At 36.0% G+C, this 25,224-nt stretch carries 22 protein-coding genes, 1 pseudogene and 1 CRISPR repeat array; of the genes and pseudogenes, 7 read left to right on the top strand and 16 right to left on the bottom strand.

Annotated elements, in window-relative coordinates:
• Window positions 1-43 precede the first annotated feature (43 nt).
• The 4 genes and pseudogenes from NMG86_RS25370 to NMG86_RS25355 form a co-directional block, all read right to left on the bottom strand.
• A complete protein-coding gene (locus NMG86_RS25370; protein WP_499103747.1) occupies window positions 44-889 on the bottom strand; it encodes a helix-turn-helix transcriptional regulator in 846 nt (281 codons plus the stop codon).
• A 62-nt stretch (window positions 890-951) separates the two neighbouring features.
• A complete protein-coding gene (locus NMG86_RS25365) occupies window positions 952-1,332 on the bottom strand; it encodes a hypothetical protein (protein WP_499103746.1) in 381 nt (126 codons plus the stop codon).
• Between the two features lie 408 nt (window positions 1,333-1,740).
• On the bottom strand, window positions 1,741-1,980 hold the full coding sequence (locus NMG86_RS25360; RefSeq protein ID WP_499103745.1) for a hypothetical protein: 240 nt from the start codon (window positions 1,978-1,980) through the stop codon (window positions 1,741-1,743).
• Between the two features lies 1 nt (window position 1,981).
• Window positions 1,982-2,116 (bottom strand): annotated as a pseudogene (locus tag NMG86_RS25355) (AAA family ATPase); the annotation flags it as partial.
• Between the two features lie 362 nt (window positions 2,117-2,478).
• Here NMG86_RS25355 and NMG86_RS25350 point away from each other — a divergent pair.
• A complete protein-coding gene (locus NMG86_RS25350; protein ID WP_026798290.1) occupies window positions 2,479-2,670 on the top strand; it encodes a hypothetical protein in 192 nt (63 codons plus the stop codon).
• Window positions 2,671-3,430: 760 nt separating this feature from the next.
• Here NMG86_RS25350 and NMG86_RS25345 read toward each other — a convergent pair.
• The 7 genes from NMG86_RS25345 to NMG86_RS25315 form a co-directional block, all read right to left on the bottom strand.
• A complete protein-coding gene (locus NMG86_RS25345) occupies window positions 3,431-5,176 on the bottom strand; it encodes a hypothetical protein (RefSeq protein ID WP_052338780.1) in 1,746 nt (581 codons plus the stop codon).
• A 193-nt stretch (window positions 5,177-5,369) separates the two neighbouring features.
• A complete protein-coding gene (locus NMG86_RS25340; RefSeq protein ID WP_026798292.1) occupies window positions 5,370-7,100 on the bottom strand; it encodes a hypothetical protein in 1,731 nt (576 codons plus the stop codon).
• A complete protein-coding gene (locus NMG86_RS25335) occupies window positions 7,087-7,506 on the bottom strand; it encodes a hypothetical protein (RefSeq protein ID WP_026798293.1) in 420 nt (139 codons plus the stop codon). Before NMG86_RS25335 ends, NMG86_RS25340 begins: the two co-directional genes overlap by 14 nt.
• A 43-nt stretch (window positions 7,507-7,549) precedes the next feature.
• A complete protein-coding gene (locus NMG86_RS25330; protein ID WP_043939568.1) occupies window positions 7,550-8,425 on the bottom strand; it encodes an RAMP superfamily CRISPR-associated protein in 876 nt (291 codons plus the stop codon).
• A complete protein-coding gene (locus NMG86_RS25325) occupies window positions 8,418-9,470 on the bottom strand; it encodes a hypothetical protein (protein WP_026798294.1) in 1,053 nt (350 codons plus the stop codon). Before NMG86_RS25325 ends, NMG86_RS25330 begins: the two co-directional genes overlap by 8 nt.
• Before the next feature lie 56 nt (window positions 9,471-9,526).
• Window positions 9,527-11,128 (bottom strand): Cas10/Cmr2 second palm domain-containing protein, encoded by a 1,602-nt coding sequence (locus tag NMG86_RS25320; protein ID WP_026798295.1) that lies wholly within the window; start codon window positions 11,126-11,128, stop codon window positions 9,527-9,529.
• Window positions 11,129-11,515: 387 nt separating this feature from the next.
• A complete protein-coding gene (locus tag NMG86_RS25315) occupies window positions 11,516-11,911 on the bottom strand; it encodes a hypothetical protein (RefSeq protein WP_052338781.1) in 396 nt (131 codons plus the stop codon).
• Between the two features lie 85 nt (window positions 11,912-11,996).
• On the opposite strand from NMG86_RS25315, the gene NMG86_RS25310 reads away from it, so the two are divergent.
• Window positions 11,997-13,109, top strand: coding sequence for an IS630 family transposase (locus NMG86_RS25310; RefSeq protein WP_026797113.1), 1,113 nt, complete (start codon window positions 11,997-11,999; stop codon window positions 13,107-13,109).
• Window positions 13,110-13,121: 12 nt separating this feature from the next.
• Here the strand turns inward: NMG86_RS25310 and NMG86_RS25305 are convergent, their stop codons facing one another.
• On the bottom strand, window positions 13,122-13,385 hold the full coding sequence (locus NMG86_RS25305; protein WP_026798297.1) for a hypothetical protein: 264 nt from the start codon (window positions 13,383-13,385) through the stop codon (window positions 13,122-13,124).
• Window positions 13,366-13,890, bottom strand: a complete 525-nt coding sequence (locus NMG86_RS25300) for a hypothetical protein (protein ID WP_043939569.1) — start codon at window positions 13,888-13,890, stop codon at window positions 13,366-13,368. The genes NMG86_RS25305 and NMG86_RS25300 overlap by 20 nt, the downstream gene beginning before the upstream one ends.
• A gap of 348 nt (window positions 13,891-14,238) precedes the next feature.
• Here NMG86_RS25300 and NMG86_RS25295 point away from each other — a divergent pair, with 348 nt between their 5' ends.
• Entirely contained in the window at window positions 14,239-14,364 is a 126-nt protein-coding gene (locus tag NMG86_RS25295; protein ID WP_264477187.1) for a hypothetical protein, read from the top strand.
• A gap of 81 nt (window positions 14,365-14,445) precedes the next feature.
• Here NMG86_RS25295 and NMG86_RS25290 read toward each other — a convergent pair whose 3' ends face one another.
• On the bottom strand, window positions 14,446-15,504 hold the full coding sequence (locus tag NMG86_RS25290; protein WP_042152127.1) for an IS630 family transposase: 1,059 nt from the start codon (window positions 15,502-15,504) through the stop codon (window positions 14,446-14,448).
• Between the two features lie 92 nt (window positions 15,505-15,596).
• Between NMG86_RS25290 and NMG86_RS25285 the strand changes: the two genes are divergently transcribed.
• From NMG86_RS25285 to NMG86_RS25270, 4 genes are all read left to right on the top strand, one after another.
• Window positions 15,597-16,709: an IS630 family transposase gene (locus NMG86_RS25285; RefSeq protein ID WP_026797113.1), complete on the top strand. Its 1,113-nt coding sequence runs from the start codon at window positions 15,597-15,599 to the stop codon at window positions 16,707-16,709.
• Complete coding sequence (locus NMG86_RS25280; RefSeq protein ID WP_499103744.1) at window positions 16,710-17,582, top strand: DUF928 domain-containing protein; 873 nt, start codon at window positions 16,710-16,712, stop codon at window positions 17,580-17,582.
• Window positions 17,579-20,920, top strand: coding sequence for a CHAT domain-containing protein (locus tag NMG86_RS25275; RefSeq protein WP_026798299.1), 3,342 nt, complete (start codon window positions 17,579-17,581; stop codon window positions 20,918-20,920). The genes NMG86_RS25280 and NMG86_RS25275 overlap by 4 nt, the downstream gene beginning before the upstream one ends.
• 254 nt (window positions 20,921-21,174) lie before the next feature.
• Entirely contained in the window at window positions 21,175-21,774 is a 600-nt protein-coding gene (locus tag NMG86_RS25270) for a hypothetical protein (protein WP_043939570.1), read from the top strand.
• Window positions 21,775-21,832: 58 nt separating this feature from the next.
• Here the strand turns inward: NMG86_RS25270 and NMG86_RS25265 are convergent, their stop codons facing one another.
• Together NMG86_RS25265 and NMG86_RS25260 are read right to left on the bottom strand one after the other, a co-directional pair.
• Window positions 21,833-22,945: an IS630 family transposase gene (locus NMG86_RS25265; RefSeq protein WP_026797113.1), complete on the bottom strand. Its 1,113-nt coding sequence runs from the start codon at window positions 22,943-22,945 to the stop codon at window positions 21,833-21,835.
• 527 nt (window positions 22,946-23,472) lie between these two features.
• Window positions 23,473-23,908: direct repeats of the CRISPR family, unit length 36 nt; unit sequence CTCCCTACTCGCTAGGGAAATTAATTGATTGGAAAC.
• Window positions 23,909-24,104: 196 nt separating this feature from the next.
• Window positions 24,105-25,211: a 3'-5' exonuclease gene (locus NMG86_RS25260; protein ID WP_237747656.1), complete on the bottom strand. Its 1,107-nt coding sequence runs from the start codon at window positions 25,209-25,211 to the stop codon at window positions 24,105-24,107.
• Window positions 25,212-25,224: the final 13 nt, after the last annotated feature.

Here is a 25,224-nt window from a genome sequence, read left to right as displayed (position 1 = left end):
TTCCAATTTGTCAAGGGGAGGGGAAAATAAACATTTTTGATTTTTAATGATTTTCGTAATTTTCTGCGATCGCTGTTGCTTCTTCTTGAATTAATATAATTAATTTCTCAGGGTTAACAACTTTCACCTGTCTACCAAATCCTAAAATCCAACGTTTTAAATCAATATCATCCAATGACCAACAGGGTAAAGTCACCCGAAACCGATTAGGAAATTTTGGGTCGGAACTGGGTTTTAGAGAAAATAGAGTTTTATCTGTTTCTGTTGCTATTTTATAAGGACGACGAGACATTTTCATTTGACTGCGGTGAAAGCGTTGATTTCCTTCACTAATAAACTTAAAGATTTGATCCGTCATCCACAGTTCTACTTGAATTTCGATTGATTTCCGTTCCTTTAAATCTGCACTCAAAAAATTCTGCTGTTCTTCTACACTTTTTCCTAAGTAAATTCCCACACTAGCTTTATAAAGATCTGTTAGTTTTTCTAAAGCGGCTTGCTGTTCTTCAAAAGAACGAGATTTATCTTTAATTTTAGCGAGGGATAAACGATCTAAACGTTCAAAGCTGATAAGTCCTTGACGATGTTTATCTTGGATTTCATAACCTAAATACCAAGCAATATTATGAAACACAACTTGCAACGGGTAAGCGGTAAAACCTTCTAGGTTTTGACCTGGAAACCGTCCACTATCTCTAAAAAATTGAAATTCTAATAACTGCCCCTCTACAATTGCTGTTTCTAGCTGTTCTAAGTTTCTTAATAAGGCGGATGGGGGTAAAGTATTGGGGTTAACTATTCCTCGATTTCCAATAACTCTAGTAGGATAAACGGTTTCTAACTCCAGTAAACGACTGGACTCAATTCGGTTTTGAAACAATTGTATCATTTCCACTGCAACCGGATCATCGAAATGGAACTTTTGAGACTGTAATAATCCATAGAGTTTTTTTAATTCAAGCTCAGAAAAAATACCTGTTTCCCATAAATACCCCGTTTTAAACTAAACTGGGGTAAAATTCCATAGGGTTTTAAAACTTTTTCTATATCTCGCTGTAAACTATCTAAGGAATGACCGATCAGATTTGCTTCAGTTTGCAGGTTTTCGATTAAATCTTTTTGAGTTTTTCGTTTTGAGTTTGAATCTGTTTCAAGTTTTGTATGGGTTTGAAAAGGATGATGAGCAATATAGCGAATTACTTTCATTAACCGTTCAAATGGTTCTAAATCAGAATAGCGATGCCAAGCTGTGTTTTGAGTTTTCAATTGAGCAACTTCTCCTTCTGATAATAATTCTAATTGTAAGTTAGCTTTTGAGTCTGAGATTCCCAAAAAATCCCATTCTGTTCTAGGAATAATAAATCTTTCTGAATTGCGTCTGGGTGGCTATACACTTCTCCATTGAGATAAGCTATCACCCCACAAATTTCTTCGATTTCTGTATTAAAGGGAGGAACTCTATCAAAAAATTTCTTGTAGTTTATGGGGTGCGGTTTCGTGCAGTTCACCCAACCCTGGATATTGGATAATTAGGGAAATTAAAAAAATTAATCGTTCAAAATCTACTAATCGAGAATAGGGATGGAGGGTATAGTTAGCGGTTCGACTTTGGCGAGTTTGATAAGAACGAGAGAACCCTGTTAAAATCTCCTGAATTTCGGATAAGGTTAAGGATAATTCGGCAATATTAATTTGTTGAATACCAATAAATCCTTCTGTAATATCGGGCCGGAAAAATAGTCAGAAATTGAGTAAATTGATCAATGATAGCATTAGGAACTTGACGGGGACGGTTTTTGGTTCCACTGTTTGCAGGTTTCTATGGGAGTTGTTAAATGCCAACCCATCCAAGTTGAATGTTTTTTCTAAAGTAATGGCTATTTTCTGTAAAAAATTCAGTCGCCAAGCTCGTTTAACATTGGTAGCGTCATATATAATTAGTTTTCCTGAAGCGATCGCATTTTTAATCTGGTTTAGCACTTCAATTTTCAATCTGCTTCCAGTCTCCCTGGATACTTTCATCTCCAAACAAATCTCGACGAACATCATCGGTAGAAACGATACAATAGCGTTGATCTAACTGGGCTAAATGTTGAGCAAAGGTTGATTTACCGCTACTGGGAACCCCCGATCAGAATGTGGTTAACATCGTTTAAAAAACATAAGTTTAAGAGTCTATCCTATAAATTCTGTAAATCCTGTTTTCCATTACCTGTTTTATCATTTTTACCTTTTTTCTTGTAAATTTTCCCGTCTCAAAACGTTAATAGTATGAAAACCCCCTTGCTGTTTTCTCACCCTCAGACATAATAACAATAGAATTATACGCGACTTTACCTTAACGTTGGAGGACTTCCCCGAATGCAAACATGGCTGTACCAATTATGGAATATCTAAAACCTTTGGTGACGGGAGAGGAAAGGGTTAAATTCACGAACCTTATTAATCACCTGAATTTGATTGTGGGAGGAAGTTTGAATGTCGGAAGAATGTGTGAAAAATGGTTACTATTGTCCTTTTGTTCAAAATCCTCATCAATTGGATCAATATGTTTGTCTCAAGTGTGGAATTAAACGGGATTTAGAAAAGAAAGAAAAGTCAGAAGTGTTGGATTTTATCATCCTTTTTTTAGTGGGGATATTAATTGCAATTGTATTTTTTAGGCGTTGATGGATAGGTTTGCGAGGCTGCGGTAAAATGGCTACAATGTTGATGGTATCGTTAGGAGGCTCGATAGTCGATGGGGAAAGGGTTTGACGGGTTTTTAAAGGGTGTGATCATGGGGTTGGAGTGGTCAGATTTCCTGAGCCTCGCAAACTGGGTCTGGACATTCGGTGACATATAGGGTTTAAAATGGAGGGGTCGCCCTTTTATTGGGGTGGCGAATTAATGGAAACTGGCTCAGGTTTTGGAGGATTGATAATGGGGTCAGTAAAATTTTGTCGCCCTTTTATTGGGGTGGCGAATTAATGGAAACTAAGATTCTTCGTATTTATCATTAGGGACACCTCTTTAGTCGCCCTTTTATTGGGGTGGCGAATTAATGGAAACTCAAAGGCATCAATAAAAATAGGGACAAAAGCCTCAAGTCGCCCTTTTATTGGGGTGACGAATTAATGGAAACAGGTATAGGCAGTTGCCAAATTCCTCGATAAACCACTTTCGGTTTGCTTGGGTGTCGCCCTTTTATTGGGGTGACGAATTAATGGAAACATACGAACATTTTGGATATTGTACTGGTTTTGTTCATCAGTAGTCGCCCCTTGATTGGGATGACGAATTAATGGAAACCAGGTAATGACAGCACAAACCAGATTAGGAAAATCGTTGCCCTTTTATTGGGGTGGCAAATCAATAAAAACCTAATAAAAAATCCCTGACTTAGCTTGAGTTCAGGGATTTTTTATTGATAAATTTTAAGTTTGGCGTTTTATAAGCGATCAGCTAAGTCTTGAAGATTTTGTTCAATTAAATTAACATCAGAGTTATCATTTAATAATCCCAGAGAATGCAAAGCTTTAATAAATGGTTTTTTAACATTCAGATTATAAACCTTTTGAACATTTTGGTTTTCGTCAATATTAGTTTGGTTGTTTGGATCAATAAGATAACGAAGAATATCTTTTTTTTCTCCACCTCTCAAATTATGAACATATTGGTTTCTTAAATCTAAATCATGGGTTCTGCTATATTCACAAGACCATTCTAATAACTTCCACTCCCAATTTTCAAGATTTAGTGTTTCTTTAGCCAAACGTTGCAGCCACAGAAATAATCGAAAATTCATTAAGTTATACTGAAAGTCGTTCTTGCGTTTTTGCTGATGGCAAATATAATTTAAAGTAAAATCATTATGCCAGTTTCTATCAGACTGATATAAATAGCTTCCAAAAAAATTAGTGAAATCTTTATCATTAGTATCAATGTCTCTGTCTCTTATAGGTTTAGGGAAAGAAAGATGTAATGCTAAATCTAAATTTGCATTTTGATTTAAGTTAAAACCAGGCAAATTTAGCAAACTTGTCTTAGATTTAAAATATAAGCCTGTCTCATCCCAAGTCAATAGCTCAACAAAACTAATATTACCTGTTTTGTCAGGTATTTGACTAACTAAGTGAATAATAGCAGCCTTTAAAAATGTTTCTTGTGCTGCCATTAATAAAGTAATCCCCTGTAAATAGTTTTCTTGCTTAAAGAATATGTCAATTAAATCTAAAGCACGGCGCACTCGTTCAATTGCGTTTTTAGGTTTAAATTCATCTTCTTTATTACCAACCGTTGCTTTAATATTAAAAATGTCCACAAATTCTTTTAATTTCTTAATAGAATCGGACTCATTAGGAATTAACCCTTCTAATAAAACTAACGCCGTACCTGGTAAACCATCGTGAATTAACTTTTTAGCTTTTTCAATTTGCAGTTTTCGTAAATAGTTAGAGCTATCAATAATATCCACCGCATTAGGTTTATATTCATTGCTAACTAAAAACTTAACTTGCTGATTAAATTTGCTCAAACTTATAAATTGTAAGGCTGAAGAAATAGCAGGAGTTCCCGCTTGGTGACTTAAATAAATTATTTCATCGGATTCTACACTAATATTTGTTTGAATTAGAGTTTCAACTAAACCAAGTACACTATTCCAGTTATCTAATCCTTCCTCGTCATCTGATCCTTTTTGGTGTTGTTCAGGTTTAAGTTCAGGTTTAAGGGTCAGAAAACTTAATTCCGTATCTTGAAACCAATCATTACGTTTAAAATACTCCTCATAAAAGCTTTGATTTTCACAAGTATCTTGCCAATAAGGGGATCTCTTACTTCGCTTCTGACTGTTGGGTGGAAAAATTTTATCTTGATCTGTTAAAATTATAATCACCCGATTAATTTTAATCTCATCATCTTGTAATTTTTTAGTAAAGCCATCTAATAAAGGAAAAATTAATTTATCATAATGCTGTTTTAAATCTTTACCATATACTTTAGCTAAAACCCTAGAAGGAACAGCATATTGTTTTTGGCTTTTATTTTCAACAGTAGAAGGCTTATCTACTTCTTGAGGTTTTACTTGAAAATTACTGAGTTCACTTTTAGCATTTGTATAAAAGTGATCCCATCGCTTCTCAGTATTCAATTGAATATCGCTGCTACCAGTTGTCAGAATCCAAGTATTTTTCATATAAATCTCCCATTATTAAAACTTTTTAACACAAATTACACCCCAGAAATCCGGTTTTTAGACAAAAGTTTGAGTTTCAATCGAAAGACTATTGCTAGAAACTCGGTTTCTGACTTTATTTTAACAATTAGGGATAGAAGCATTAATGTATTTCGTGCGATTGACAGTAAAGCTTCTATCCCATTCTACCCAGTTACCCTGGATAAAGTAAACTAAAGGAAGTTTTTGTGTCTAGGAACGTTAGAAAATCTTTTGCTTTTTGACGTTCACCCTCTTTTTGACGTTCATCCTCATCAGGAATATTGGGGAAAATCGTTAATAGTTCAATATATTCTCTTGTTGGCTGCAAGGTGTTCTCACTAACTTTAATATAGCGAGGATACATTCGATGCCAGATTCTCCCAATTTGATTTAACTGTCCCGTTAGCAAAGTCTTTTTAATCCTTTGAACTCCTGAATAATTGCTATGAAACCACCCTACCGCTTTACTATCAAACTTATTATTAGCGATTCGTCCCCAAACCTGTACATTATCAGGATGCCATGTTTCTCGCCAAGAAACAAAGGTATTAGGATTACTCACTTGCTTTTTCTTAGAGCGTACCCATGTTTGCAGGTTAGTTCTGAGTTTCTCTAAAAATATTGTAATATCTGTCAGTTCACCCACGGAAACATAATATTTTTCTGAACCTTCCGAAAATTCCCAATGGCATCCAATCATAGGATTAACATGAATATTATTAGCACAATTGTTAACATATTTAGGGAATACTAACCGATGATCAACTCGTCGCCAAGATTTACCAAACCCGCCTAAAAGCATAGAAAACTTAATCAATTGAGTGATTAATTTTTTTAACTCCCGAGTAGTTTCTTCATCAGGTAAAGAACGCATCCCTAATAAATCAAGGTTTCCTGCTGTTAGTTCAAAAAGTGGTAACTTTGAATCCTTGTAAGGATATTGATCTAAAATTAGCTTATCAAATTGATAAGAAAAAGCAGTTCCAAGTAAACCCACAATGGATTTTTTCTGATCTGATCCAATGGATTTCTTCTGATCTGCAATTCCTCCCCACAATTCTTGAGTTAAAGCTTGCGTGGTTGCCTCGTCCGTAACGCCTGCAAACAAACGCTGAGTATGACCTCGTAAAGCCGCTTTGAATAGATTGGGTCTAAATTCTCCTTGGTCAGCAAAATCACCAGATTTATAAATTAAACGAGATGCTAAACCTTGACCCTTCAGTTTAACTCTTAATAGCGGAGATTTACCATGATGTTGAGGTTGTCCATAACCTGCACTGGTTCGTAAACCAATGCCTTTTTCTATAGCACGATGCCAAATTAGCCAAATTTTTTCCCATTCCTCATCAGAGAGTTTTTTAGAACTAGAAATCCCAAAGACTAATGTAGTTCCTAGCATCGAAATCTGAATTAATGCACGATGGGAATTAGAATTTTTGATTTGCCAATCTTCTTGAGGATGGATTAAATCAACCAGGGGTGTTTTTTTCCAAGTTTCATTCTTAGGATATCCCCCATGAAACCGAAGAATCCCTGGACGAGTTTTTTTCCCTTCTTTTCCCCCACAATAATGTTGTGCTTCTTCAGGGGTACAAGCTCGTCGGAAGGTTCCTTTCATACTAGAACCAGGATAATAGGGATAACCTTTAGCGGCAATCACAGGTCGAATAATGTCTTCATCCTGTCCACTATTAGACACCCAACGCCAAGGAATTTTATAGGGTTTTGTTTCGACATCAGCACCAAACTGAGGAGTTTTTTTGACGGTTCCTTTTAACCATTCATCCACCCAGTCTTCTGCTTGTTGGCGAGGTTCATCTTTAATAAACTGAATTTGGCATCGTCCCTCAATCTGAGCTTGAAACATTAAAGGAACGTAATCGCATTCTCTAGTTATCATCATCGTTTTGCTCCTCTGGAATTAAGTTTTTATAACGTTGTGTCCACCACACCAAACTGTCACAAAGTTGGATTAATATAGCTAATGCAACTTTGCGTTGTTCCTGGGGAAATGTCCAAAGTCGTTGCGCCAGATCTCGAATAGCGGCTGGTTCGCCACTACTCACATCATCATTAGGAATTTCAATTCCAGCATCACCCATAATTTCAACTAACTTTGTCCAAGTTTCTAGCCAGTATCGAGCTTTATCTCCTTTCAAACGAAATTGTTCTCCCCAAAATCGTTCTAAGCCATAAGCAACTGTCATTCGCATCTTATAAGATTCTTTAATCCCTTTAGGATATTCGTGACAACATTTGAGAACTAAATCATGGGCTACTTGGTCAACTTTTAAAGAGGTAAATGCCATCGTCTATGCTCCTAAATTCAGGTAAACAAAAAAATTTTCATCTCTATTGATTAACGTCATTGGTTTGATTATCAGTTGGATAATCTAATCCGTGAATATTAACTAAACAATGACCAAAACCAATAGATTCTAAACCTCCGAGATAAATTTCCGCACTATTTTCTCCATTAAAAGGTTGCCATTTTCCTCCGTTTGGATCATTTCTTAAAGCAATGGGAAAGGCTAAAACTGTATCTTCTGGCAAAGCTTCAGTATTAAAAAATTGACCTTTTTTAGCCCGCTTTTCTTGTTCTTCTAAGGATACGCGAGTTTGGCGATACAGAGCCATATCATGAATCATCCCAATTTCGTTATCGGAGACAACAACGGCGGGTAATTCGTCTCCAAAGGGAAACCAAGGTGATAAATCTTTTGAGTCTTTAATGGTTAAAAAACCAAAGTTAAAAAATAATTTTTCTTCCTGATTAATAGATAGCGGTTTTAAGGTTTGCGATCGCGTATATTCCTGGGGAATATCCAAATCTTTTAGCAGCGTTCCATCTTCAGTTTTAATGAACTCACCTGCTATCCGTTGATAGCGTTTTAACAGACGAGGACTACTAACCCAAACCATCGGTTGTCCTGGGCAAAATACCGGAAGCCAGACAATCGAAGCATATTCTATTTTAACAAAAGATTCACTGGTTTTATCTGATAGTTCAGAATCTGCTTTATTGCCATACCAGTAATTTTCGTTAACGTTAGAATTAGCTCTCATTTCACTGCGTAAGCGACCCCGAATTGAACTCCCTGGAATAATCCCCGTTTGCGTAAATTGATCTCGAAAAATTAGATTCAGATTTCCGCTTTCTTCCCCTGCGGTTGCACCCACATGGAGAGGAGCTAAAGTTTTAATAATGCCAAGAGCTTTGTTATACATCCGTTACTCCTTGAATTTTTAATGGTAAACTTAAACCGCACCCAACACGGCGAAGACTATAACCTTCTTGGGGAAACCAACTTTCGTCCCAGTCCCGCCAAGTTTGATTGAGAGGTTTATCTAAGACATAAACACTCCCTGGAGGCACAGCATAGCGTCCTCTCCCTAACCGTCCCTGACCTGTTCCTTTTCCATCTCCAGTTCGATAACGATAGGGAATAGGTTTATCGGTAAGCATTTTAGAAATTGGAAAATTTGATTGCGGATAACGGTAGGAAAAACGAGTAGATCCCCAAACCGCCGGAGTGATTAAAGCAAATGCTTTTTGAATTGAATCTCGAAAAGGCTGAAAAAATTCATCATTTTCTGGTATTTCAATAGAGTTAATTTCTACAACATGGTTTTCTCCTCCAAAACGATACCATCCTGATTCTAAAAATTCAGTGGATAGATAAACAATGCAAGTGTCATCTGGCATTTGAACGGCATATTCGAGAAACAAACCATCTTCATCTTTAACGTGACGTTGATTTGTTTCTAAATCTGGGTGCAGCATGGGAATAAATTTCCAAGGCGGTTTAGCTGCATTTTCATTTTCTAAAATCAGATCAGGGGGATGATTCCAACTATTAATTGTTTGCCATTGATATTCGGGTTCAAGATCAGGGTTTTGTCGATGCCATTTCTGGTCTTTAATAAACCATTCATCACAACCGTCATCAGAAATAATTTTTGTCCAAGGAATCGGGACATAAAAAAATTCAGGAGCATCTATTTTCGCCCAAAACGGCCCAGCTACATACAAATTATCCCGAAGTTGTTTTTGAATCTCTGTTTTTTTTAATGCACTTTTGGTTTGATTTTTTTCTCGGCTAGAACTAAAGATAAGCCCTGATAAAGTAGCAGCTTCGGGAGGAAATTTAGAACGAGAAAGTCCCACTAAATTTTCAGGAGAAAGAAAACCGCCTGCGCTTCCATACATTAATCCTAAAGGCGTAACTGTAATCAGATATTGAAATCGAGGGCATTTTTTTTCTTGAGTCATCCTAAGTACCTGAACGCAAAAGTTTAATTAATTATCTATCTATAAAACTATTTGATTTAGGAACACAGTTGCCATCCCACCTCAATTAAGTTATTAATCCAGAAGATCAGTTCTAAGGATGAATCTTTACCAACTATTTTCTCTCGTTCCAAAGATAAATATTCATCTTCGCTCTGAAAATAGATTTTAACTAAAGCCAGGGCAATTCTTTCATCAATTAAATCTTCTTGCTCTTCAGTTAAACTTAAATCAATAACATGGCGAGATCGGAGATAAGCGAAATCCTGATAAACATGGCTCCAATTTTGCCCTTTTTCTCGATCTTGATATTGTTGTAAAATTCTTAAATAGTGCCAAGGACAAGTCCATTGCACATATTGGCCACTATTAAAAACGATTCGGATAGTAACGCGATCGCGTCCTAAATTTTTAGAGCGTTCTTGAGCTTCGCGACAATGTTGTAAAATATCCCGTTGGGGAACACCAGAAGCCGCCCAAACAAACCCTAAACTAAGCGTAATTGCTTGTTCATGTTTAGCCCATTCTTGAGGAAGTTCCATTAACCAATCAAGAACAGTTTGACGAGGAATTGGTTGTTTTGGGTTACGGCTATAAATAACACCTAAAAAATCATCTCCTCCTGCATAAACAATTCGCCCCAATTTCTTTTTAGCAAACTCTCTTGTAAAGTTTTTTCCCCATTTCCGCATTGCTTTACTAAATTCTTGAAGTCCTTGATCACCTTCTTCCTCAGCAATTTCTTTAAGTCTATCTCCAACCTTATCCCCATCTCCCATAAACCAACCTGTCCACTGTCCATCTGAATTTGGGTTGCTATCTTCAGGACGGCGAACAATATCCTTAAAACTTCTTCCTAAAAATGGCATTTCTAACGATTGGCTAATATCACTGCGAGTGACTAATCGCTTTACTAATTCAGGAATACTTAGGCGCTCTGAATCAGACAGAAATTTGCCTTCGGGTTGTACTTCTGGGTCTGAAACTTCAGCAGTCAGCGAGATTTCTTCTTCTAAATCTTCTTCTTCTTGGGTTTCTGGATGAGTTTCCAAAGCTAAGGATAAATCTGTATAGAATTGTTTTATAGCTTGGCGTTCAGGAGCAGATAATGCTTTTCTAGGGTCTAGGATTTTACAACCTAATCCAGGGTGAGCGATCGCATCGGTTCCTGTTAAACTAGAGCTTTCACCAACCCAGTTTAAAGCAATCCAGTTCCGAGACAGTTTTTGTTCCTCCAAATCTTCCATCGCAGTTTTTGGTCTTTTACCTTCACCTCGAAAAATTTCCCAGCTATAATTTCCCCAATGTTGCCATTGTTCTTCCCAATCATAAGTATATTGAGGTAAGTGATTTTCAACCCAACTTCGGCATTGTTTCAAAATCTGTTTCCATGCTGTTAGTAGTGCATCCCTAGCTTGTTGTTCACTAAACTCTCCTCTTAACAAGATTCGATTAGGCATTCCTTTTGGAATATTAATCAAACCGGGCGACAAAACTTGACAGCTTTTTTCAGCTTCTTTCACTAATCTATAAGTTAGATAGGAAAGGATTAATGATGCACCATAAAGGTCTCGCAGTTTTCGAGATTTTTCGATAAATCCCTGAACTGGGGCAAATGTAACAGCAATGTAACAATCCATAACTCCCGGTTCTGGCTCCAGAATTGTTGAACTTTTAGTCGGATTAGGGTTTCTGAGGACATTGGGCAAACCTAAGTTCTCCCCTAATTCTCATCAGCCCAAACTTCAATCTATCCTGATACTTAAATTACAACACTTACAGAAGACTTTAATCCCGTTTGGTGCGATTGACGTAATTCTTCAGATTTTCTTGATATTCTTCTTCTGTCAGTCAACAAAATAACCAAATATATCCAAGAAATTAAACTAAATATCTAAGAATGCTTGCCGGGGGTGGCTGTGCAGAACAGTTGTTCTAATCAAAACGTTGGAACATAATGAGTTGATTCACTACCTGATGACACGAACCTTCTATTTTCGCCCTGTAGTAAAAAAGACATTGTATCCTTAAATAACCTGACCAAAACGTTCAATTAAATCAATCACCAAATCTTCCCGGTCTACACTAGAAGTGGGTAAAAAACTTAACACCGCTTCCTGTAAATTCTCCCTATTTTCCCGAAACCAAGACCCTAGAAAATCCTTAACCTCTCCCCTAGTCCGATTAAACTCCGCCTCCAAAACCTCACAACCATCTAACAAAATTACAATATCTTCCACATCCTTAGACAAGCGTAAATCCTTACCCCGCCCTAAAAAAGCCTCGACTTTACTGGCCAATAAATAAACCGGAGAAAAAATATCAATGACTTGCCCACTGGGTAAATTATAGGCGATCGCATTCTTAATCCCCTCACCATACCAACGATTACTAAACCCTAAAACCCCAGGTTCACAAGGCATAATATCTATGATTAAATCCTGATAAGCTGTTCAGCATCTAAATAGGGTATAATGAAAAACTAAGTTTAGAAAAATCAATAAAAAGATGCCTGCTAAAAATCACTTAAATGAAAAGCAAGTAGAGAAACTACAGAAAAGATTGAAAGAGGAAGAAAATGGACAAATCAGAGAAAGAATCTTGATTCTACTATTGCTAAATGATGGTAAAAAACAAAGTGAAATTGCCAATTTTTTGGGATGTTCAATAAATAAAGTATGTTATTGGTGTGTACATGGAGATCCGGACAAGTTAGAAAGCCTGAAAGATGAAAGAATGAAAGGAAATAATAGAAAAGCCACAGATAAATATATAGAGATATTATTAGAAACTGTAGAAAAAGAACCGGAAGAATTAGGATATGAATTTGGGAGATGGACAGGAGAAAGATTGGCAACTTATTTAGAACAAATCACAGAAATAAAATTAAGTGGTTCACAAGTGAGAAGGATATTAAAGAAAAAAAAGTATGTTTACTTGTGGGCAAAGTATAGCTTGGAAGAGAAAAGAGATCCAGAAAAAAGGAAATTATTTAAAAATAAAATAGAAGAATATTTAAAAATAACAAAAGAAAGTCCAGAACAATTACAGGTATGGTTTTGGGATGAAAGTGGATTTAATTTAAGAGTAATAAAAAGAAAGAACTGGTGTGAAAAAGGAAAGAGAAGAAAGATTAGAGGAGACAGAAGGAAAGGAAAAGTTAATGTTATGGGAGGATTGAGGTACTCGGACAAAAAAAGATTTGTAGAATTTCTGGATAAAGGGAATGCAAATAATTTTTATCAAGTGTTAAAAAGTTTTTATCAAGAGCTAATTCATGAGTGGGTATTAGCGGGAAATCAAGCAGAAGAATTTGTAGAAAAAGGAGCAAAGATTGTCATTATTCTTGATAATGCAAGTTTTCACAAAAAAGAAGAATACCTAGAAAAAATTAAAGCAGAAATGCCTAATATCTATTTAGAATTTCTTCCAGAATATAGTCCAGATTATAATTTAATTGAATTGGTCTGGCATTCAGCTAAAGAATATATTGCTAATCGACTCTTTAAATCAGTTGATGAGCTAGAGTGTTTATTGCATCAGCTTTTAAATGAGGGACAGTTATCTATTAAATGGGGACGTAAACTTAAAAACAAAGGTAATGCTATAATCACAGTTTAAATGCATAACAGCTTATTGCCACCGACATAACGGAGCATTTGGTTCTGTACATTCCTCTAAACCAACTTCTCGCAAGCGTTCCATTAAAGTATAATACTCAGACCTCGAAAATATTTCTACCACACAATCTACATCTAAAGTAGGACGCAATTCATCCTGTAAAATCTCATCCACATAAAGACAAATCGTAGCGCCCCCCGTAAACACAAAACGCTCTGGTACAGCCGCCAAAACCGTCGCCACCCTTTCCAAATTCCTAATCTGAGGATGAGTCATACAGCCTCTTTTTTAACTCTACTGCGGCTAATTCCTGTTCTCGCACCTTACCCACCCGTAAACTATCCACCAAACACAATAACTCATAAAATAAAGAATCCGCCCCTACCACCTCCGGTACAGACCCATACAAAGGCGTAATTTCCTGACCCTTTACCTTTCCTGTTGCTGAAGGCCATACTAATGGATTTAGATCATCAATCATTAATAACCCCTTCAACGGTTCAGCAGAATGGGCTGTGGGTACACCCCGCACCAACGCCCCAGGATAAGCCGGAAAAACGTATTTTAAACCATGAATCAAAAACTCCTCCACAGCCCCTTTTAAAACCTTCCTTTTTTTGCTGTTATATAAATGGCACTGCTGACAACGCCTTAAAGCATCATGTACCACCGAAGAACTGGCATTCAAACTTTTTGCCAAATCATCATAAGTCCACTCCGAACCTAAACAGTGAACCTTTAACAAAATTACCATATCTTGAGGTTTTTGAGCATATTTCATGAGCATTTACTCAGTTATATTCTTTATTCGTGAATTGCGAATAAAAATATTATAACCCCAATTATCTTACCTATCCACAATTTTAGTCAGACTACAGGAGTTCTGATAATAAGTAGGTGGGCGAGAATATCCCACCATCCCAGTCTGGCTGAAAGCTATTTACAGCAAGGGTTTACCCTATCTACATAGTTAGGTTTAATTACGCCTACCTACTTAGGTTTCGATTTCGAGTTGGTTGAATTTAGGTTTAAGAGAAGCTATCACGCCCTATCAGATTCTTTAATCGTTGCATAGAATAACTGCTACAATGTCAACCATGTATTTTAACCTCGTAATCTGGAGTACAAAATGAGTCAAGTAGATTATCAAATTCGATTCCCTGAAGAAAGTGTTGATTTCAGTAGAGATCAAGAATACTTTTTTGTGATTCAAAATGGAGTGGAAACCAAATACATTTTAGAAACCTATTTTTAACTATTATTGTAATCAAGAAAAAACCAGATATTATGAATAAATTAATTAGAGTAACTAGCTATAGCAATCCTAAATGATTTTCTATATATAAGTATACTGATGAATTTTGGGAAAATCAAATTTATGTTCCTTAGTAAAAAACTCGAACAAAAATTTGATAATCTTAAACGACCTGCATAAATACCAATACTTCCTCAAAAAGTTTTTCGCTTGTAACCAAATATCTTCAACCGGATTTTGTTGCGGAGCATTAGGAGCAAATAAAATACAAGTAATTAAAAAATCATCAGGTTCTTTATCACCATTTATTTCTGATAAAAATTCTCTAAATTCTCCAAATCTATGATAGCTCGCTCCATCCCAAATTAAGATAATTCTCTTGTTTTTATATTGGTTTTGTAAGTATTTTATAAATTCAATTGTTGATTTTCCATCCCCAGATGGGTAACTTTTAACATGGAATCTTTTGCTTTGATAATTCAGTGCTCCAAAATAAGTTTGTCGCTCTTTTTCATTGGTAATTGGAACTTCAATTCTTAGATTTGATTGACCCCAAACGTAGCCATTAACATCTCCATGAAGTAGATGACATTCATCTAAAAAAAATACTATTACTTCCCCCGATTCTATGCCAGCCTTTTGTTTTGATAACATCTCATTAATTTCTTCTCTCTTTTTTTTTACTTGCTCTTCGTTAAATTTTGGATTCACCTTTTGAGACTTCTTCCAACTAATATTTGCCTGGTCAAAAAGTTTATAGTAGCTTTGTTTCGATTTATATATTACCCCAAATTCTTGATCCACATAAGTAACTAATTCATCTAAATCCCAATACTTTTTATTCTTTAACCACTCAATTACTTCTGTTTTTTCTTGAATACTTAAATACCCTTTTGAGCCTTTATATCCTAGTTTTAATCCAGCGATTCCTTTGACTTTAAAAACTTTTTTCCAATGCCCAACAAAAAATTCGCTTACACCTAAAATTTGGCTGATTTCACGGTAAATTTTACCGGTGAGTGCCATCCTGACAGCTATTGCTCGTTTTAGTTCTCTTGCCGAAAGATTACTCTCAATTAAAATTTCTAATTCAGCTATTTCTTTGTTCCGCTCTTTTTCTGCCTGTTGTAAGTCATTCATAATTTTTATTGTCATAATCAAGTAGTGTATAAGCTGTTCAGCATCTAAATAGGGTATAATGAAAAACTAAGTTTAGAAAAATCAATAAAAAGATGCCTGCTAAAAATCACTTAAATGAAAAGCAAGTAGAGAAACTACAGAAAAGATTGAAAGAGGAAGAAAATGGACAAATCAGAGAAAGAATCTTGATTCTACTATTGCTAAATGATGGTAAAAAACAAAGTGAAATTGCCAATTTTTTGGGATGTTCAATAAATAAAGTATGTTATTGGTGTGTACATGGAGATCCGGACAAGTTAGAAAGCCTGAAAGATGAAAGAATGAAAGGAAATAATAGAAAAGCCACAGATAAATATATAGAGATATTATTAGAAACTGTAGAAAAAGAACCGGAAGAATTAGGATATGAATTTGGGAGATGGACAGGAGAAAGATTGGCAACTTATTTAGAACAAATCACAGAAATAAAATTAAGTGGTTCACAAGTGAGAAGGATATTAAAGAAAAAAAAGTATGTTTACTTGTGGGCAAAGTATAGCTTGGAAGAGAAAAGAGATCCAGAAAAAAGGAAATTATTTAAAAATAAAATAGAAGAATATTTAAAAATAACAAAAGAAAGTCCAGAACAATTACAGGTATGGTTTTGGGATGAAAGTGGATTTAATTTAAGAGTAATAAAAAGAAAGAACTGGTGTGAAAAAGGAAAGAGAAGAAAGATTAGAGGAGACAGAAGGAAAGGAAAAGTTAATGTTATGGGAGGATTGAGGTACTCGGACAAAAAAAGATTTGTAGAATTTCTGGATAAAGGGAATGCAAATAATTTTTATCAAGTGTTAAAAAGTTTTTATCAAGAGCTAATTCATGAGTGGGTATTAGCGGGAAATCAAGCAGAAGAATTTGTAGAAAAAGGAGCAAAGATTGTCATTATTCTTGATAATGCAAGTTTTCACAAAAAAGAAGAATACCTAGAAAAAATTAAAGCAGAAATGCCTAATATCTATTTAGAATTTCTTCCAGAATATAGTCCAGATTATAATTTAATTGAATTGGTCTGGCATTCAGCTAAAGAATATATTGCTAATCGACTCTTTAAATCAGTTGATGAGCTAGAGTGTTTATTGCATCAGCTTTTAAATGAGGGACAGTTATCTATTAAATGGGGACGTAAACTTAAAAACAAAGGTAATGCTATAATCACAGTTTAAATGCATAACAGCTTATCATTATATCATGCTCTTGATAATGATTTAGGACTGCTATATCTGGTAATATTGATTAATCTTAATTATTGCTGGCAATTACCTGCTCTAGCTCAGGATAGTGAATCTCAAAAACAACCTCTAGAATTTAAACAACCTGATTCGTTTTCTTTGCCTGATATTGGTGAACCGCCAAGACGACAAGGTGGAGGGACTCGCGGTTCTCTGATTCCTATTGGTAATATTCTTGCTACTGCGATTGTACCGGAAAATAATGTTGGTTTCACAATTGCTGAACATCCTACAATTTTTGCTTATATACCTCAATTTAATCGGGCAATACAGAGATTAGATGTAGAACTAATTGATCCAGAAGATCATTATATTGAAAAAACTGAATTAACTCCAACTAAAGGTGGTATTATTGGCTTTACCTTTAATAAAGCTAAATCTTTATTAATCAATCAGCGTTATACTTGGCAAATAATTATTGTTTTTGATGATGTAGATCCTTCTGAAGAAGTGTTAATCAGGGGATGGATACAAAGAGTTGAAATTAGTCCTGATTTACGACAAAAGTTGGCAACTGCTAGGGAAGATAAAATACCGACTATTTATGCAGATGCAGGTATTTGGTATGATGCTTTATCAAGTTTAGCACAATTACGTCAAAAATATCCTGATGAACCTAAATATAGGCAACAATGGGGTGAACTTCTGCAATCAGTTGGATTAGGCGAACTTGCTGATAAACCAATATTAGATACTATTTCTGTTATTGAACAGCAAGAAAATAATCCAGAAAATAAAAATGATAATAACTCTATTTTTGGTGATATTTTTGAGCCTGGACGAGAACAAGGAGGAGGAACAAGATGAATATAGAAGCATTTTACTTTAAAAAAATAAGTTATCTTTTATTGGCTGTGACAATTGGGGTTAACTTAAATCAGATTGTCAGTAGCAATAATTCGCCAGTGTTAGCCCAATCTAATATTACTCAAAATGAAAGTGATCACTTAGAGCAACTGTTACAACAAGGACAACGGCAATTTCAACAAAGTCAATATCAGGAAGCTTTAGTAACCTATCAACAAGCACTTGTTTTAAGTCAAAAGTTAAATAATCAACTTAAACAAGCTGAGATTTTGTATAATCTTGGCACTGTTCATCGTTTTGTAAGTGAATATCATCAAGCTGTGAAGTTGCTAAACCAAGCTTTAGATATCGTTAAATCTATCTCTGGGAATAAGAAAACTTCCTTACTAGGGAGAATTTCCAGCGAAATTGGCGTAAATTATTATAATTTAAGTCAATACCCTGAAGCGTTAAAATGGTATCAACAGGGTTTAACTATTAGTAGAGAAGTAAGAGATCGCCAGTTAGAATCCTTGACTCTTGATCATATCGGTGTTGTTAAACGCAGACAAGGTAATTATCAAGAAGCCTTGAGTTTCCATGAACAAGCGTTGGATATTAGTCAAGAAATTAATGATATTTCAGTACAAGCGAGAATTTTCAATAATATTGGTATTGTTTATGATCTTTTAGGTGAATATGATAAATCTTTGGCTTATGATAATCAAGGTTTAACCATTAGTCGTAGAATGGGCGATCGCTACGTTGAATCGCGTATCCTTAATAGTATGGGTGTAGTTTATGCCAATCAGGGGTTATATCCCCAGGCTTTAGATTACTATAAGCAAGCTTTAGTCATTGAGCGTCAGATTAGCAATAAGAGCGAAGAAGGCAGGACGATTAATAATATTGCTAGTGTTTATGATAGTAAGGGCGATTATCCCAAAGCATTACAATATTATCAGCAAGCCTTAGCCATTACTAGGGAAATTGGCGATCGCATTGGTGAAGGAATTACACTAGGTAATATGGGCGCAGTTTATCGTAATTTAGGACAATATCAAACTGCTTTAGATTATTTTCAGCAATCTTTAACTTTAAGCAAGGATATAGGGGATTATCCAGGGGAAGCGTACATCCTCAGTAGTATCGCTAGTGTTTATTACACTCAAGGTAAATATGGACAAGCTTTAGATTATTTTCAGCAAGCCTTAGCTGTTAGAAAAGAAATTGGTGAAATCGCAGGTCAAGGTTATTCTTTGAACAGTATTGGCGGAGTTTATCATATTTTAGGTGAATATGAGCAAGCATTAACCTATTTTCAGCAAGCGTTAACTATCAGAAGGCAAATAGGAGATCAAGCTGGGGAAGGACAAACCTTAAATAATATCGGTTTAGTTTATAATTTACTCAAGAAATCGGAAGCAGCATTAACAGTATATCAGCAATCCTTAGCAATTCGTCAACAAATAGGAGATCAAGCTGGAGAAGCACATACTTTAAACGATATCGGTTCAATTTATCAAACAAAATCTGACTATAACCAAGCATTAGATTATTATAAGCAAGCATTAAGCATTCGAGAGCAAATAGGAGATATTACGGGAGAGGGGGTGACACTGAATAATTTAGGCAAAGTTTACCAGAATTTAGGGCAACAAGACCAAGCATTAAATAGTTATCAACAAGCTTTAGCTATCTTTCGAGAAAATGGCAATCGTCCTGGAGAAAGCAGTGTTTTAGCTAATATTGGTGAAATTTTTCAACAAAAAAAGCAAATACCTCTGGCTATTACCTTCTATAAACAAGCAGTTAATGTCACCGAAGCCATTCGTCAAGACTTGGCTGGATTACCTTTCTCACAAAAGCAATCCTATACCGCTACCGTTGCTGACACCTATCGTCATCTCGCTGACTTATTATTACAAGAAGATCGGGTTTTAGAAGCACAACAAGTCCTAGATTTACTCAAAATTCAAGAATTAGACGATTATTTACATAATGTTAGGGGAAATCAGGAAACAGTCCAGGGTGTCGAATTATTACCCCAAGAACAAAAATTGTTAGATAATTATGGTAAAATTGAACAAAACGCGATCGCATTAGGACAAGAATTAGTGGCTTTACGTCAAATCAAACCAGAAGCCAGAAAATCATCTCAAAATGAGCGCATTGCTCAACTAGAACAGCAACAGCAACAAATTAGACAAGATTTTAATGATTTTATTAATAGTCCTGAAGTCATCCAACTTACCCAACAACTCTCACAAACTACTGGCGGTCAAAACCTAGATTTACCCAATCTGAACCGCTTACAACGACAATTAGGACAATTACCACAATCTACAGTTATTTTATATCCCTTAATCCTTGAAGATCGCTTAGAATTAGTTTTAGTCACCCCCTACTCTCCACCAATTCATCGCACCGTTGCTATTGACAAAACTAACCTCAATCGTGCTATTCTCGACTTTAGAACTAAAATCACGGATCGTTTCCTTCCCAATTCTCAAATCCAGCCTTCTGCTTATAATCTCTATCAATTACTAATTCAACCCATTGCCCAAGACCTACAAATAGCCAAAGTACAACATATTATTTACGCCCCCGATGGTCAACTGCGTTATATTCCTCTAGCTGCACTCTATGACGGTAAACAGTGGCTAATTGAAAATTATACAATTAATAACGTTACCTCGGCATCTTTAAGCGATTTTACCGCCAAAAATCCTGAAAAACCCCATATTTTAGCAGGTGCTTTTACCCAGGGGCAATATAACGTCCAAGTCGGACAAAGACAATTATCCTTTAACGGGCTTCCCTACGCAGGTCAGGAAGTAACAACAATTGCCGCAACGATTCCCGATACGATGACCTTGCTAGACAAAAATTTTAACCCACAAACAACGCTACCACAATTAAATGATCATAATATCATTCATTTTGCCACCCATGCCTCCTTTATGCCTGGTAATCCCGATGATTCCTTTATTTTATTCGGAAATGGCGATCGCTTAACCCTCAAAGATATCGAAACCCTCAACCTCACAGCCGTTGATTTAGTCGTTTTAAGCGCGTGTCAAACCGGAGTCGGTGGTAATCTCGGTAATGGTGAAGAAATCTTAGGCTTAGGCTATCAAATGCAGCTTGCGGGCGCCGCAACGACTATGGCATCTCTGTGGACAGTAGATGATCAAGGAACACAAATTTTAATGGCTGACTTTTATAATAACATAAAATCAGGTAAATTTACGAAATCTGAAGCGTTACAGCAAGCGCAAATCAGTTTAATTAAAAATCAATCTCTGAATCACCCTTATTTTTGGTCTGCCTTTATCCTGATTGGTAATGGACAATGAGGGAAGGGGAGTTCGGAGTTTAGAAATAACTATTTTAGCCTACAGTATAATCACAGAACTTGAACCGTTGAGAATGGCTCTATTTTTTGATGTTTTGATAGTAATACCATTTCTAAAAAGTGATGCAACAGTAGATAGGGCTTCTAATTTATTTTATATTGATCTCAATTGAGCCATTGTAGCATAAGTTTTCGGAAATGGTATTACAAATTTAAAATAAACTACAAAAAGAACAATTAGCAAGGCAAAAACTTATGACCAAAAACCGCATAATACTCTACACCATAAGTTTCATCAGTGCGATAGCCCTTTTTCTGATCAATCCAGCTAATGCCCATGCTTGTGCCTGCTGTGGTATTGGAGGAGAATGGTTAGAATATACAAACTCACTAGAGAATTATGATGTAGCACAACTCAATGAACTAAAATTTTCCCCTGCCGCTAAATTAGTTGTAGGTGCAGCGGGTTTGGAGGAGAATAAAGGTATTGCTGATCCCTCTGAAACCTATACCCTATCACATTCTAGTAATAACCGATCTTGGAACTTTCATTTCACTGATACCAAAGGAAAAGCTGGCAATCTTTCCTTTAGCCTTCCCCCACAAAAGACTGAATTTGGTACTGATTTTTATGATAAACCTGTGGCTGATGAAAGATTTTATAAAGAAGTACGACTAACTGGCAAATTGGCTGGTAATGGTATTTTTGAATCAGGCATTAATAACGATAGTCGCTACAAACTGATTTTACAAGGACGGGGAGGTTATTGCTTAGATTCTCACAATTTTAAACATTGGATTTTGCAAATTTCAGGGCCTCAATCATCCTACTCTTTTTATGGTTCTTTCAAATAGTATTCAAGTATTCATAAAACCCAAACCTTCAGCATAAATAAGCTAAGCTGTTATGCATTTAAACTGTGATTATAGCATTACCTTTGTTTTTAAGTTTACGTCCCCATTTAATAGATAACTGTCCCTCATTTAAAAGCTGATGCAATAAACACTCTAGCTCATCAACTGATTTAAAGAGTCGATTAGCAATATATTCTTTAGCTGAATGCCAGACCAATTCAATTAAATTATAATCTGGACTATATTCTGGAAGAAATTCTAAATAGATATTAGGCATTTCTGCTTTAATTTTTTCTAGGTATTCTTCTTTTTTGTGAAAACTTGCATTATCAAGAATAATGACAATCTTTGCTCCTTTTTCTACAAATTCTTCTGCTTGATTTCCCGCTAATACCCACTCATGAATTAGCTCTTGATAAAAACTTTTTAACACTTGATAAAAATTATTTGCATTCCCTTTATCCAGAAATTCTACAAATCTTTTTTTGTCCGAGTACCTCAATCCTCCCATAACATTAACTTTTCCTTTCCTTCTGTCTCCTCTAATCTTTCTTCTCTTTCCTTTTTCACACCAGTTCTTTCTTTTTATTACTCTTAAATTAAATCCACTTTCATCCCAAAACCATACCTGTAATTGTTCTGGACTTTCTTTTGTTATTTTTAAATATTCTTCTATTTTATTTTTAAATAATTTCCTTTTTTCTGGATCTCTTTTCTCTTCCAAGCTATACTTTGCCCACAAGTAAACATACTTTTTTTTCTTTAATATCCTTCTCACTTGTGAACCACTTAATTTTATTTCTGTGATTTGTTCTAAATAAGTTGCCAATCTTTCTCCTGTCCATCTCCCAAATTCATATCCTAATTCTTCCGGTTCTTTTTCTACAGTTTCTAATAATATCTCTATATATTTATCTGTGGCTTTTCTATTATTTCCTTTCATTCTTTCATCTTTCAGGCTTTCTAACTTGTCCGGATCTCCATGTACACACCAATAACATACTTTATTTATTGAACATCCCAAAAAATTGGCAATTTCACTTTGTTTTTTACCATCATTTAGCAATAGTAGAATCAAGATTCTTTCTCTGATTTGTCCATTTTCTTCCTCTTTCAATCTTTTCTGTAGTTTCTCTACTTGCTTTTCATTTAAGTGATTTTTAGCAGGCATCTTTTTATTGATTTTTCTAAACTTAGTTTTTCATTATACCCTATTTAGATGCTGAACAGCTTAATGGATTCAAAAATATTTATTCAGTTATTGCTGTATCTCCCACGAATTACGCAAATATTCCCGCTCTCGCTTAGACGCTACTTTGACAGGGGGAGGAGGGTGAGAAACCATTTTTGCCTTCTTACCCAACTTTACATCGTGCTAAATTTTGCGCGTATCTTGTCTTTACCCCATAACCTGCGGTTTTATCCCCTTTCCCGCCATACCTGGGGAAGTGTGGAAACTTGGGGTCAGGGGCCAAAGATTACTGAGTATCCGAGTTCAATAATTATTTGATGTTTTTTGCGAAGCTGAAGCTTGAATGCCTATGATATCGATTCTGCTGTTTATAGCCTCGCCTACCCTTCCTGTAAGGGTTCTGAGATTTTGATTCAGGAGTAAAATGTTGTTTCAGCCAACTGTTTTTATCAGTCTCGCAAACCTTATCTGGACAACCGATGGCGTCTGGGTTTAAAATGGGAGGACTCCCTACTCGCTAGGGAAATTAATTGATTGGAAACATGACAATTCTTTTAGCTTCAGTAATTGAATAAGGCAGTTTCCACTCCCTACTCGCTAGGGAAATTAATTGATTGGAAACTACGAAATAGACGGCGGTTTGTATTTCTCCAATTGACCTTCTCCCTACTCGCTAGGGAAATTAATTGATTGGAAACCAGTTGTGAATACTTCATGTTTATTACTTTTTAGTGTACCCATTACTCCCTACTCGCTAGGGAAATTAATTGATTGGAAACTAATCCAGAGATCTTTCCAGCGAGTTACTAATTGGGATGTTGTATCTTCTCCCTACTCGCTAGGGAAATTAATTGATTGGAAACATACTCTAAGTTAAATTGCTTTGAATACTCGCTTTTTGTAGCGCTCCCTACTCGCTAGGGAAATTAATTGATTGGGTATTTGTTCAACATGAATTCAACAGGATTAGGAGAGTTGCTAATCCTGTTGAATTCATTGATTGCTTGATTAAGTTGTAAAACTTGACAATAAATTGAGTTATATTTTATTAACAATATTAAGTAGGTAAACTTAATATTGTTCTAAGAAAAGCCTTGTAAGTCTGGTTTTAATTGATTGATTCAACTGATTAATTAACTTATGCAATAGCGGAACATAATTCTGTAGAGTCTAAACCTTCAAGGCTTTTTAAATTCTGAAGAACTTGGAAGTTACCTGAACCAAACAAATGTAATTCTTCCTTCGCCCTCGTCATGGACACATACAGTTCCCGCCGCCCTTCTGCTTCATTGCCGACACCAAACTGTTGTACCCACAGAATCAACACCGCTTTGAACTCTAAACCCAATGAAGATTTAGCCGTAATGATTCGCACCCCAGGACGACGATTGCTATACTCTCGTTTATCCTGGTTTACCCAATAATACCCCATCCCCAACTGTTCTAATTGTTCAGTCAGGAAATCAAAGGGTTCTTGTTCATATCGAGCTTTGTAGCGGTAAATGATAGCGATATCCTTGGATTCATAGCCTTTGGTAAGCAACTGCTGAATTTGAGCGATCGCACTTTCGACTTCCGCTTGTCGATTGGCGGCTAGATGGAGTAACGGCCGTTGACCTGTTCGCAAAGCAGCACGGGGTTCAACAATGGGGAAAGCCACATCATCCTCATCAATATCCTCATCTTGAGCCGAAAGTGATTGAACGACGTTCCAAGCGGCGGAGAGGATTTCCTGAGTGTTACGGTAATTTTGATTGAGTTTGCGGGTGCGTCCCTGAGCTTTAATACCAACGGATTTCCAACTGAATTTCTGCCGTTCATACAGGCTTTGGGAACCATCGGAAACAATCATCAAATCTCCATCTTCAGGACTTTTGAGTGCGGCAACACAACAGCGAAACCAACTGGGGGCGAAGGTATGGGCTTCATCAACAAATACCGCATCCCATCGCTGGTCTAGGGGCAGTTCCTCTAGTGCAGTCAAGATGCGATCGCCCGTTTCCTTTCCTCTATAAAACTGGGAGTTGTGGACTTGAAGACTAAAGGGGTTGATTAAGTCTGGGTCACAATGCACCGGAGCGAGGTCAAACAATGTGGTTTGTTGCGGCGGCTGTTGGGTTAGGATAAGCTGTTGATGATTAAAGATTTGAGTTTTCCAGTCTGTTAATTGTTCAACCGTCATCTTGAGCTTGGGTCGCTGGTTTAGAGAAAACTTGGGTTCATCAAATAGACTGAGTTGTTTCACTTGTTTTAGAAGA

Origin of the sequence: Planktothrix rubescens CCAP 1459/22 (genome assembly GCA_904830895.1) — a bacterium.
Classification (GTDB): domain Bacteria; phylum Cyanobacteriota; class Cyanobacteriia; order Cyanobacteriales; family Microcoleaceae; genus Planktothrix; species Planktothrix agardhii.
This window is presented reverse-complemented; position numbering and strand designations above follow the sequence as displayed.